Consider the following 12149-nt stretch of genomic DNA (forward strand, 5'->3'; position numbering starts at 1 on the left):
CTACTTGATGTTCAATATTTTTTTACGCATTTTCCAAAGAAGATGACTGATGTAAGGACGACGACTTTCTTTCGTAGCCACCATCAACAGTTTTGTGATCTTCAAATCACCCGGATCTGTGTAGAGCAAAATCATAAGCTCTTGGATGAAATTCGTGTTCAAAGTAACGTAGTTATCCGTACCCACGCCCAATTGCACGTTCTTCTTTTCCCACCAAGAGAATGGATGATCTTTGTAATCATCAAACTTGCCAGTGAGTTTGTTATTAGAAGAAGGAAGCGAGATCAAAGAAATCTGTTTTTGAATCATGCGATTCAAAACGTCATGCTGGTAATGCTCTACTTCGCGGGCTGTATGGAATTTTGCTTTTAAGAACTCGGTGTTGTCTTGTTCTGAAAGCAAAGTGCCCTTTAAAAGCTTATCTAGTACGGGTTTGTAGTTGCCCCAATCAAGTTCAGTGAGCTCACGGTAGTGAGGATCTTTCGGAGTGATCGCCATCCCTTGTTTGTTTTTGTGAGAAACTTCTTGATAGATACGATGGAAGTAAACATTGGGATTAATTCCCAAGCTAATTCCGTGTTCAAGAGTGTCGATGTGCCAAATATTCATCGCATTGTCGACGGCTTGGATCCCTTTTTTAAGGGTGTGCCAAGTTTCACCGTGATGCGAACGGATTTGGAATCCACGGTATTGCAGTTTTCTGAATCCCGTTTGCATTTCATAGAAATGTTCTTTGCGATAAAGTTCGCGCTCGTCACCCACGGTATCCACATCCGTCATATGCTTTTGTAAGAACGGATATTTGTCGATCATACGAGTCATCTCGTTGATCTGTTCCATGAAGTGTTCTTTACGAGAAGAGTAGCGAGTGGAATCAAAGAAATTCGATTCTTTTCTGAAAGAAGGCGACAGCACGAAATCAAAATCAGAGTGCTGGTCTTGGAATTTCTTAAAGCCTTCGTAAAGACCTAGTACCACGTCTTCCGGAGTAACTTCACTGATCCCGGGAATTTGCTCAGAAGAGCTGGAAGTGGCGCGATCCAAAGTAAACTTCAAACGAATACGGCCGACGTTGTACTTGTTGTACAACTCGTTAGCCATGTCATAAGCGGCATCGACGTGCACTTCTTTCGAAGTAAAGATCAACTTTGGAAGATATAGAATTTTTAAATAAGTCAGAAAGCCTTCGGTCTCATCCAAGCGAATCAGGCGATCAACATCCGCAATAGATTTGATAGGCAGGGCCTGAGGACCATAAACCTCTTTGATTTTTTGTTCGTAGATATCCTTGTGAGGACCTTCGAGCAAAACTTTCAAGCGAGGATAAATAAACTCTGCAGTGACCGAGCCTGTCAGGTGAATGTGCTCTTCATTGTATTTCACTGGGAAGTTTTTAAAGAGCTCAAACAAGCATTCAGAAATAGGATGTTTCAAAAGTGTAGAGATCGAAGTTTTGTTGGTAACAAACTGATCAATGAGGTTGCGGAATTCCACCGCAAGATCGAGAGCTTTTTGATTTTCCGAATTTAGTTCCGAAGAAATGAGAAGATTTAAAGTATCTTTCAGAGAAATCCCGTTCGTTTCGCTGACAATCAGGGTGAGCCATTTAACGAGATCTTTTTTTGTTTTCGGGTCTAACTTACTTTCAGTTTTCTGTTGTATCGACATGTATAGAATCTATCGGGGAATCAAATACTTGTACATGACTTTGTGAGGTCCGATACGATCCATTTCAAAGAGAGGCCCATGATAGTAGAAACCCATTTTTTCATAGAATGGGAACGCCTTGATACGCGCATTACACCACAAAAGATCGCAGTACTGGTTCTTCAACAAAACCATTCCATGTTGAAGAAGTATCTGTCCGAAGCCTTGCCCACTGTAGTTAGGATCAGTGGCCATGCCTCTTAAGCGATAAGGATTTCCGGAGTTAAAATCTTTGTGAGGTTCACTCAGGAAGGTGCAAATTGTTACCAGTTTTCTTTCGTGAAAAAGGCCTAAATGGAAAGTTGTCGGAGCATCGTCGCCAGGATTTACGCAGTCATCAGCATGCAGAAAGGGCTTCAGCACTTTCTGCCGTAAAGGAAGAGTGTACTCTGTAGGGATTTTCGAAATGTGGTGGTGTAACTTCATCCTGCCTTAAACCGTAAATATTCCAACCAACTGGCCGGCGCTTGTTCCATTTCCATCTGGATTTCCAACTCGCGAGTTGGCAGCCATGATGGCATTTTCGGCTCAGTTAATAAAGGCATATTTGCGGTCTGGGGCGTTCTGTTGGCTTTGCGTTGGTTGCATTCTCTGCAAGCAGAAACAACGTTCGTCCAAGTTTTCTTTCCATTTTTCGAGGCAGGTACTACGTGATCAAGAGTGAGATGTTTGGCGACCAGTTTGTCGCCACAATATTGGCAGGTGAAATTATCGCGGATATAAACATTTTCGCGGCAGAATCGGACCGCGCCGGTGGACCTGGGTCGAACGTAACTCTTCAACCTCAGAACACTCGGCATTTGGTAACTCGTCCGGGCCGACCGGGCAAACACAGTATGGTACTCCAGGATTTCAACTTTGTCCTGGAACCATAGAATCAAGGCCTTCTGCCAACTAACAATCCGCATTGGCTCATAGCTCGAATTGAGAAGCAGAGACCTGAGTGAGGATAAATGATGCATTACCCCTCCCATGGAGCTCTACTTAAATTATAAAGGGTCTTGAGTGTGATTTTCAAGTACCTGGACCATAATCCCTTGAATTTAGGCCTGTTTCGGGATAATTCCCTGTTAAATTTAAAGGAGTCTCACGATGAAACGTCGAGTTTTTGCATTCAACTATGTATTAAAAGGAGCCGACGGGCAGCAACTGGACGCTTCAGATGCCGGTGAACCATTGGCATTCTTGGAAGGCACTGGCCAAATTATTCCAAAGCTTGAAGAAGAAGTTATCAGCATGAAAGCTGGAGATAAGAAAAACGTAAAGCTAGCTGCAAAAGAAGCTTACGGCGAACCAGATCCAAAAATGAAAATGGACGTTCCAAAAGAAGAGTTGGCTCACTTGAAATTGGAAGTCGGTGCTTTTTTACAATTGAACTTAGGCGAACAAACAAAAGTAGTTCGCGTTGCTACTATCGGTGACAAAGTCGTCACATTGGATGGCAACCACCCTCTAGCGGGCGTTGATTTAGTATTTGATATCGAAATGGTCGCAGTTCGTGAGGCCACAGCTGAAGAGCTGCAACATGGCCACGCTCACGGCGCTCATGGCCATGGACATCATCACTAATTGAAAACTAGTTAAGAATTACAGGGGTACTACGGATGGCTTCGTTCGATATTGTTTCCGAGGTAAATATTCAAGAGGTGGACAATGCGGTCAATCAAGCTCGTAAAGAGGTTGAGGGACGCTACGATTTCAAAGGCAGTCAGGCTGAAATTCAGTGGGACAAGAAGGAAATCATACTCTTAGCCGAGGACGACTATAAGATCGAAGCCATGGGAAGCATCCTCCAATCTAAGCTCCACAGACGTGGAGTTGACATCAAATCGTTTAAATTCGAGAAGGCCGAGCCAGCTGGTGGCAAGATGCTCCGCCAAAAGCTTACGATGGTACAGGGGATCGAAAAAGAGGTCGCTAAGGACATCGTAAAATTGATTAAAGACTCTAAGCTAAAAGTCCAGCCCCAGATTATGGACGATAAAGTTCGTGTAACAGCTAAGAGTATCGACGAGTTACAGGAAACCATTGCCAGAGTTAAGGCTGGGGGTTTCGCGGTTCCTTTACAATTCAACAATATGAGATAGGAATTTCACTTGCGCGTTTTATAGGCTGTGATAAGTTGGGGATAGTTATTAATGTCCCGCGTTCGATGTTCCTAGAGTCTTTTTTTGCTCGTGGCTTCCGCGGTCTAAGATCCCTGGAGGTACCCATGGGTAAAAAGTTATACGTAGGAAATCTTCCTTACTCAATCGACGATGCTCGTCTTCACAGCAAATTCGCTGAATTCGGCGCTGTTGCTTCTGCTAAAGTTATCACTGACCGTGAAACTGGCCGTAGCAAAGGTTTCGGATTCGTTGAAATGGATTCTGACTCTGAAGCTGATGCAGCTATCGAAAAATTGAACGGCGCTCAACTTGATGGTCGCGCTATCAACGTTTCTGAAGCTCGTCCACAAGCTCCACGTGAAGGTGGCGGCGGTCGTGGTGGCTTCGGCGGCGGCGGACGCGGCGGTGGCGGCGGACGTGGCGGCTTCGGCGGCGGCGGACGTGGCGGTGGCGGCGGTGGTCGTTACTAATTAGCTGCCATTTAGCAGGTAATTATACGCTCGGACTTGTCATTTAAGTCTTAATTAGAGTCTCATGGAATACATGAGACTCTTTTTATTTTTAGCAATAGTATTTTCTGTTTCTCTCTCTTCTGCTCAATCAAAAAAGCTCCTTGTTCTTGGAGACTCTCTTACTGAAGGCTACGGCGTCGCTAAAGACCAAGCCTTCCCCGCAGTCCTTGAAAAGAAAATCCACGAAGGTGGGAAAAAAGAATGGACCGTTATCAATGCGGGCGTCAGTGGTTCCACCACAGCTTCGGGCATTAGCCGCATGAAGTGGGCTTTTAAAAACAAACCAGACTTGATGATTCTTGCTCTTGGTGCGAACGATGGTTTGCGCGGCCTCAAGGTCGAAGAGAGCGAGAAAAACTTAGGACAGGCCATCGAGTATGCTCAAGAGCAAAAGGTCCCTATAGTCCTTGCAGGACTTTTTATGCCTCCGAACTATGGCAAAGAGTACACCGAGAAATTCAAAAAAATGTATGTGTCTTTGTCGAAGAAATACAAAGTCACTTTGATTCCATTTGTCTTGGATAAAGTGGCTGGAGATCCCAAGCTGAATTTGGCCGACGGTATTCACCCGAATGAAGCCGGTCACAAAATTGTCGCGGAAACTGTTTATCAAGAAATCAAAGGTCTTCTATGAGTCTTGTCATTCAAAATCTGGAAAAGGGCTTCAATCAAGGCGAAGACAAAGTCACCGTCCTTGCTGGCCTTAATGCTGAAATCAAACAGGGCGAAGTCGTCGCAATCGTCGGTCAATCCGGAAGCGGCAAATCCACGTTGTTATCTTTGCTTGCAGGCTTAGATCAAGCTGATAAAGGAGCCATCCTTGTTGATGGGTCTGACTTAAGTGGAATGAATGAAAAGCAAGTGACCGAGTTTCGCGGGCAAAACATTGGGATCGTTTTTCAACAGTATCACTTAGTATCGCATTTAACAGCGGTCGAGAACGTGATGCTACCTATGGAAATTCTTGGTAAAGACGAAGCAGAAGCGAAAGCCACTGCCTTATTGAAAGAAATGGGCTTAGAGCATCGTCTCAATCAGTTTCCTAGCAAGATGAGCGGTGGCGAATGTCAACGCGTGGCTATTGCCAGAGCTTTGGCTGTGCAACCTAAAATCTTGTTAGCAGATGAACCTAGCGGAAACTTGGATGTTCACACGGGTGATAAAGTGATGGACGTTTTTTTCGATGCTGCCAAAAAATATAAAATCACGACGATCTTGGTGACCCACAGTGAGGCTCTTGCCAAACGTTGCCAGCGAGTCCTAAGACTTTCTGAAGGAAAACTGCTGGAGGCCTAAGATGTTCTTTAAGTGGGTGGCCCGCGAACTTCTTCGCAGTTGGAAGTTCGGTTTATTCTTCATCTTTAATCTGAGTCTAGGGTTGACTGGCTATGTGTCTTTAGAAGCTTTCAAAGTTTCTTTGCAGGACAGCCTTCGTGAAAATTCTAAATCCATTCTTTCTGCTGACTTGGCGGTTTCTGCTCGTAGGGCTTTAACGGACTCTGAAAAGAATCAAATACAATCCGTAATGAGTACAGACGCTGAAATGAGCGAGAGCTATGAATTCTTTGCCATGATGAGTTCGGCGCAAGGGTCCCGCTTGGTCATGGTGCGGGCGATCGATCAGAACTATCCATTGTATGGCCAACTGGTTTTAGGTTCTGGCGAGAAGATCGTACAAAGCACTCCTGAAAAAGAAATTCTGAAAAGCGAATCGACATGGGTTTATCCCGAGCTGATGGCGCAAATGGGTCTTAAGAATGGCGATGAAGTTCAATTAGGACAATTGAAGCTGAAGGTCGCGGACTCGGTTGGCAAAGATGGGACGCAAACTTTTAGAGCCGCTGCTTTGGCCCCGCGAATTTTTATTAGTCGCGAGCTATTGGCAAAATCCGGGCTTATTCAATACGGCAGTACTTACTCTGTTAATTACTTTTTTAAACTGAAGAACGATTTGCAGGCCGCAGAGAAAAGCGAAGCTTTGTTAAAAGTTCTGACGGATCCGGCTATCCGAGTTGAGACCTCACAAGGAGCTGGAGAAGATTCGGGCCGTCAGCTTGGATATTTGTCAGATTACCTAGGACTTGTGGCGATCATAGCTCTATTTATGTCAGCGCTTGGGGCCGCTTACCTATTCCGCTTATTCATGACTCAAAGAATGCGAGAAGTTGCGATTTTGCGTAGCCTTGGATTGCAAGCGACCAATGCTGTCAGTTTGTATGCTGTGCAAGTCACAGTTCTTGGATTTTTATCTTTGATACCAACAGTGCTGGTTGCTTCGGTGGTGTTGCCGCTACTAAGCCAGTTGTTAGCAAGTCTAACTCCATTCAGTCTTAGTCCGACAATGTCGTGGCGAGCCGTGTGGATGGCGCTAGCGCTGGGTGTGGTTGGAAGCTTTGTGATTTGTTTGCCGTTTCTATTGAAAATTCGCGAACTCAAACCCACAAAGCTTTTCGCAGAAGAAAAGTTTTCTTCCGATATCGAGATTCGTAAGCCCTGGGTGTTTTTGCCAGGTATTTTGTTGTTCTGGGTGTTGGCTGTCGCTCAGTCGAACTCGTTTAAAATGGGTTCGGTTTTTGTTGGGGCCTTCTTCGCAGTGCTTTTGGTGTTGTTCCTGACAGGTCTCTTATTATTGCTTGTGTTGAAATCCTTTAGAAATGCCAAAAATTGGATTTCTAAATATTCACTCTTGGGACTTTCGCGTCGTCGCGCTAGCAGCCTTGCGATCTTTATCGCATTGGGGCTTGGCTCTTTGTTGATTAATATTTTACCGCAATTAAAAAACAGTTTGCAGAACGAATTCAAAACAGAAGAGGCTTCGAAGATTCCAAGTCTTTTTATGTTTGATATTCAAGATGAGCAAATGCCAGCTTTGCAGGACTTGTTGAAGCAGGAAAATATTCAAAGCATCGGGTATTCGGCTCTTGTGCGTGCAAGAATCCTGAAAGTGAATGGCCAAGAATTTGAACGCAAAGTGGAAGAGGGCGGTTTTAAAACCCGCGAATCCGAAGCTGAGGCCCGTTTCCGTAACCGGGGTGCGAATCTGTCTTACCGAGAGAAAATTTCGGATTCAGAGACTATCTCCGAAGGCCGTCCGTTCTCGGGTGATTATGATCCGAGCAAGCAAAAGTATCCCGAGGTTTCTATCGAGTATCGCTTTGCGGACCGGTTGGGAATCAATGTTGGCGATGTAATGACCTTTGACGTTCAGGGGGTCGAGATCGAAGGTCAGGTTATTAACCTTCGTAAAGTGAAGTGGACAAGTTTTCAGCCAAACTTCTTCGTGCTTTTGCAAAACGGGGTCTTGAATGAGGCTCCGAAGACCTTTATCACGGCTTTGCCAAAGATGAGTGAAGCACAAAAAGATACGCTGCAGTTAAAGCTAGCAAAGGCCTTTCCGAATGTTTCCATCGTCGATGTGCAAAGAACGGTGAATGAAGTATTGAAAATTGCGGATCAAATGAGTTGGTCTTTAGAGCTGATGGCGGCGCTAGCCCTATTCACGGGCTATGTAGTTTTGTACTCGATCGTAAGCAGTCAAATGCGTCTTCGCCGTTGGGAACTCAATATGCTCAAGGTGGTTGGTGCCAGCTTTGGTGCGGTTTCCAAATACCTGGTGACCGAGTTTGTAGTCCTTTCATTGGGGGCAGGGCTTATTGGGGCGGGCTTAAGTGTCTTTGTTAGCTACTTTATTTCTTACTATGTCTTTGAAGGCAGCTTTGTGTTTAGTTGGATGTGGCCTCTGTGGACTGCCCTTGGGGTTTGCGGATTAAGCGCGTTGATTGCTTATCTAGCCAGTCGCCAGGTGGTTCATGAAAGTCCGCTTGTGATTTTGCAGGAAGAGCGCTAGTTAGTAGCCTATGAAAAGTGCCGAGATTTCAAAAGCCGTAGAACTCCTTGCAAAAGGACAGGTCGTGGGGATGCCCACCGAGACCGTCTATGGGTTAGCTGCGCGTATTGATTTGCCAGCAGGGATCGAGGCTATTTTTAAAACCAAAGAGCGTCCGTTCTTTGATCCTTTGATCGTGCATGTTTCTGAGTTAAGCCAATTACAAAATGTCACAGCCGGATTTCCTGAAGTGGCTAAAGCTTTGGCTGATAAATTCTGGCCAGGTCCCTTGACGATGGTTTTGCCAAAGAATGCAAAATTGAATTCGATGATTACATCGGGACTAGATTCAGTAGGTGTGCGTATGCCCGCACATCCTGTGGCTTTAGATTTGATTCGTGCCGTGGGGGTGCCGCTAGCAGCACCAAGTGCGAATAAGTTCGGTAAAACCAGCCCGACTTCGGCAGCTCACGTGCGCCAAGAGTTTCAAAAGGAAAATGTTTTTGTTCTTGAGGGCGGGGACAGTCAGATCGGGATCGAATCCACGGTTTTACTTGTAAAAGAAAATGGCGGTAAAAACACGTTATCTGTTCTTCGTAAAGGTCACGTGCTTAGATCCGATATTGAAAAGTATTTGTCGTCTCAAGGTATCGCTTTTGAATTTGTCGAGACGGTGGATAAAAAAGAATCGCCGGGGCATATGAAGCATCACTATATGCCGCCAGTACCTTTGATTTTGTGCTTGGATCCAAAGAAATCTTTAGAAGACTTGAAGAAGCTGATTCAATCAAAGATGTCAGAGCTTCCAGATAAGATCGAAGAAGTTGCGATCGTGAAGCCTAAAGGCGAAATCCACAATATCGCTATCATGAAGCTGTCAGAGGACCCATTACTTGCCACACGAAGCTTTTATGCTCAACTACGTGACTTGGCAGCTCAGAAGCCAGATTGCATTCTTCTATACAAAGAAGTTGCTCACAGCGGGGAACGCTGGGAGAGCCTCTATGATCGTGTTAATAAAGCCGCAAGTTTGATTGTTTAAGAAGCTTCTTGAGGACTCAGAGTCTGTCTAGATTCCGCGTGACTCACGCCGTGTACGGTCTGTAAGTCTCTCCAGACTGAATTTTCTGTAGTAAAGAACGAGCTGTTATTATGTGCAAGGTCTCTGTAAACGGGGTGCTTGCAGAAATCCTCATGCAAGGATTTTAAGTTGTAATAAGGAACACTTGGAAACATGTGATGGGCCAAGTGGTAGTTCACGTTGTGAGGACTGAAGAAAAAGGTCTCTGCAGGATGTGCTAAAATATTTCTGGTAGCATTCATTTCGTGAGATCTCTTTAAACCGAAATGTTCTGCTATACTGCGAATACGTTGAAACAACGGAAAGAAAGTCATTAGCGGAACTGCCCAGAACAACAAAAACTCTTTCCAAACACCGAAGGCAGAAACTAAACCAAGAACCGCCACCCAGTAGACGGCCTTTCTCCATTCAGTCGTAGAGCGAACCATCGCGACTACCCACTCTATGCCACCCATATAAAGCTGACGGAGAAGAACTTGTGCAATTTTCGATTTGCTTTGAGGAAACTGCCACTCTGGATGTGCAGCTTTACGAACCCAATCAGGATCCTGTTCTGTATTCGTATGGCGATGGTGGGGAAGATGGCCATTTCTATAATCTAGGGTCGAAAAAAGGATCGGGTAAGATGCAAAGACGTCACTTATAAAATCATTGAGTTTCGTATTTTTGGAAATACGAAAGTGAGCTCCTTCGTGCATGATGACCAAAAGGGCATGTTGTTTTGCTGCTATGATAATTACTGCTAACAAATAGAAGGGTGGAAAAGACGTCGCCAAATACGCACAAGCGATGATGGTGGCCCAATCAAAAGAAATCGTCGCTAGCTGACGAAGTGGGCTTACTTGAGAGTGTTTGATGACGGCTTTGCGTGTCTGTGGATCTTTTTTAAATGCCTCGACAGAAGAAACGTCGCTATTCATATATTACCTTTTTAAAAATACTTATCGCTTCTGATTAGGGGAATCTAAAGCAGGAATTTAACAAATTTCTATCAAGTAATAATCCTGCTTTGTGAGCAGACGGGGCAAATAAACTAAGTTTGTCTAATTAAATTTAGACTATTGTCTCGGGGCTATTGAAGCCATTGAGGTCCGGACGGAGTGCGGCGAATTGTCTGCATTGAACCCACTAAAATTTTTGAACGAAGCGTACAGTGGTTGGCGATTTCGGGGATTTCATAGAGAATTCTTTTCCCGTCGCTGTCAGTACTAGCTGATCTGTTACCGAAATCCAACTCGGCATAAAGCGCACAAAACGATAGGTCTTTAAGCTCTCTTTGCCATCGACATCCATTTTCTCATTATACTCTTTGAAGCTTTCATCGATCTTGTCGCCTTCTTCCCAAAAGCTTTTTGCAATATAAAATCCGCCAACGAGCGGGAGAGTAAAGAGTTCGCCACTGCCGCTGCCGCCACCATGACTTGCGATTACAGCCATAACGTACAGTCCACCCAAACCGACAACAGTGCCAAGAACAACACCGGTTGCACGAATTGTATTCGCGGTCACAAATCCAACTGAGCGCTGAGCCCCCTTGCCAAGCTGAATTCCGTAGTATTGGCTCATGTAGTTGGATTTTGAAATTTGCTCGCGAATCAAAGTATTGCGAACTTGATGGCGCTCAAACCAAGGCAGCGTAGGATAGCTGATAGTAACAGTCGGTTTTTCTTTATCTTGTTCGAAGCCTGGCAGGGGTTCGCCGAATTTCCAAGTGACCTTGGGACCCGTGCCTTCGAAGGCGATGCTAAGTTCTTTAGGTGCGGTTTTTTGCTCGATCCACGGTAGTAAGTTTTTGTCTTTTGTAAGTTCGTAGGCTTTTCTTATGTCTACTTGTGCTTCATTCCATTCGCCAAGGGCAGTCCAAATACCCGCAAGCCAAGTTCGAAGGGCCGGATCATCAAAATGTTTTTGATCAGCTTTAAAGAAGGTCTCTAGGAAGTAAGATGCTTGCTTGGCTTCAACGCGGGCTTTGTCCCACTGCTGGTTGCGCATGAAGTACATCGAACTTATCAAATGCATGACGATTATTTCATGCTCTGCCGGAATGTAGCCCTCTTCGCTTTCATTAAAAAAGAAGTACTCAGTTTCGCGACTGAGGCTGATGTATTGGCGCGAATCCAAGGTGTGGGCTTGGGCAAGAAGGTCGTCTTGATTGGTTTCGCCTGCCCAGAATCCTAACCATGATTTCTCGATCGATGTGACAAAACCGCCGTGTTCTTTCTGCGGAAATTGCTCAAGAGCTTTTTGTGGATCTGAAAACTTAAAAGCGGCTTCAGAATATTTGTATTCAGAATCGCGAATAACTTGAGTACTCGTACACGCCAGAAGAAACAAAGGAAGAAGAAGCAAGACGATGTTTTTCATACATTTAGGCTAACGAACAGCCTTTTGATGCACAAGAAAAACCACCTTTTCACACTGCGCGGTAGTTTCTAAGTATTTGAACTCATTAATTTTTACAATGTTACAAAAACATCTACTACGGATGTAGTTGACAACTACTACGCTTGTAGTAAGTTTGTTTCATGGCGAATAAACTTTTAGATGTAGGTCCTTTAGAGTTAGAAGTGCTGGGAATTTTGAATTCAGCCGGCGAGCAATCTGTCAGCGATATTCAGGCAAGCCTTAAAAAATCTGGTCATGATTTAGCATACACCACTGTGATGACCGTGTTGGTTCGACTTCACAACAAGAATCTTGTAACTCGGAAAAAACAAGGACGTTTGTTTTTGTACTCTGGTGCAAAAAAGAAAGACTCTTCAGCTCAGTCTATTTTTGAAAAAGTCAAAAACTCACTTTTTAGGTCAGAACGTCTAACGCCGATTTTGAGTTTGTTAGATAATGAGGATGACTTAACTCGTGAAGAGTTAGAAGAGCTTAAAAAAGCTGTCGAACAAAGGCTGAAAAGGACTTAA

The 12149-nt window shown here is 44.6% G+C and carries 13 protein-coding genes; 8 read left to right on the top strand and 5 right to left on the bottom strand.

The window, feature by feature from the left end:
- From ACLWBB_RS01565 to ACLWBB_RS01575, 3 genes are read right to left on the bottom strand one after another with little or no spacing between them, the layout of a single operon-like run.
- Window positions 1-1668 (bottom strand): hypothetical protein, encoded by a 1668-nt coding sequence (locus ACLWBB_RS01565; protein WP_413289785.1) that lies wholly within the window; start codon window positions 1666-1668, stop codon window positions 1-3.
- A gap of 9 nt (window positions 1669-1677) precedes the next feature.
- Window positions 1678-2133 carry a GNAT family N-acetyltransferase gene (locus ACLWBB_RS01570; protein ID WP_413289786.1) on the bottom strand — a complete coding sequence of 152 codons (456 nt, stop codon included), beginning with the start codon at window positions 2131-2133 and terminating at the stop codon, window positions 1678-1680.
- The gene (locus ACLWBB_RS01575) at window positions 2130-2681 is read right to left on the bottom strand and encodes an HNH endonuclease (RefSeq protein WP_413289787.1); all 552 of its coding nucleotides are present in this window, start codon (window positions 2679-2681) and stop codon (window positions 2130-2132) included. Before ACLWBB_RS01575 ends, ACLWBB_RS01570 begins: the two co-directional genes overlap by 4 nt.
- Window positions 2682-2799: 118 nt before the next feature.
- Between ACLWBB_RS01575 and ACLWBB_RS01580 the strand changes: the two genes are divergently transcribed.
- From ACLWBB_RS01580 to ACLWBB_RS01610, 7 genes are all read left to right on the top strand, one after another.
- Window positions 2800-3276, top strand: coding sequence for an FKBP-type peptidyl-prolyl cis-trans isomerase (locus ACLWBB_RS01580; protein ID WP_413289789.1), 477 nt, complete (start codon window positions 2800-2802; stop codon window positions 3274-3276).
- A 35-nt stretch (window positions 3277-3311) separates the two neighbouring features.
- The gene (locus tag ACLWBB_RS01585) at window positions 3312-3794 is read left to right on the top strand and encodes a YajQ family cyclic di-GMP-binding protein (RefSeq protein ID WP_413289790.1); all 483 of its coding nucleotides are present in this window, start codon (window positions 3312-3314) and stop codon (window positions 3792-3794) included.
- Window positions 3795-3919: 125 nt separating this feature from the next.
- Complete coding sequence (locus ACLWBB_RS01590; RefSeq protein ID WP_413289791.1) at window positions 3920-4285, top strand: RNA recognition motif domain-containing protein; 366 nt, start codon at window positions 3920-3922, stop codon at window positions 4283-4285.
- A gap of 73 nt (window positions 4286-4358) precedes the next feature.
- Window positions 4359-4961: an arylesterase gene (locus ACLWBB_RS01595; RefSeq protein ID WP_413289792.1), complete on the top strand. Its 603-nt coding sequence runs from the start codon at window positions 4359-4361 to the stop codon at window positions 4959-4961.
- Window positions 4958-5623, top strand: a complete 666-nt coding sequence (locus ACLWBB_RS01600; RefSeq protein ID WP_413289793.1) for an ABC transporter ATP-binding protein — start codon at window positions 4958-4960, stop codon at window positions 5621-5623. The genes ACLWBB_RS01595 and ACLWBB_RS01600 overlap by 4 nt, the downstream gene beginning before the upstream one ends.
- Before the next feature lies 1 nt (window position 5624).
- Entirely contained in the window at window positions 5625-8174 is a 2550-nt protein-coding gene (locus tag ACLWBB_RS01605; protein ID WP_413289794.1) for an ABC transporter permease, read from the top strand.
- A 10-nt stretch (window positions 8175-8184) separates the two neighbouring features.
- Window positions 8185-9195 carry an L-threonylcarbamoyladenylate synthase gene (locus ACLWBB_RS01610; RefSeq protein ID WP_413289795.1) on the top strand — a complete coding sequence of 337 codons (1011 nt, stop codon included), beginning with the start codon at window positions 8185-8187 and terminating at the stop codon, window positions 9193-9195.
- Here the strand turns inward: ACLWBB_RS01610 and ACLWBB_RS01615 are convergent.
- Entirely contained in the window at window positions 9192-10154 is a 963-nt protein-coding gene (locus ACLWBB_RS01615) for a fatty acid desaturase family protein (protein WP_413289796.1), read from the bottom strand. The two genes, ACLWBB_RS01610 and ACLWBB_RS01615, sit on opposite strands and share 4 nt — an antisense overlap.
- A 208-nt stretch (window positions 10155-10362) precedes the next feature.
- Window positions 10363-11598 (bottom strand): hypothetical protein, encoded by a 1236-nt coding sequence (locus ACLWBB_RS01620; protein ID WP_413289797.1) that lies wholly within the window; start codon window positions 11596-11598, stop codon window positions 10363-10365.
- 161 nt (window positions 11599-11759) lie between these two features.
- Here ACLWBB_RS01620 and ACLWBB_RS01625 point away from each other — a divergent pair, with 161 nt between their 5' ends.
- The gene (locus ACLWBB_RS01625; protein WP_413289798.1) at window positions 11760-12149 is read left to right on the top strand and encodes a BlaI/MecI/CopY family transcriptional regulator; all 390 of its coding nucleotides are present in this window, start codon (window positions 11760-11762) and stop codon (window positions 12147-12149) included.

Source organism: Bdellovibrio sp. HCB337 (genome assembly GCF_047302465.1).
GTDB lineage: Bacteria > Bdellovibrionota > Bdellovibrionia > Bdellovibrionales > Bdellovibrionaceae > JACMRP01.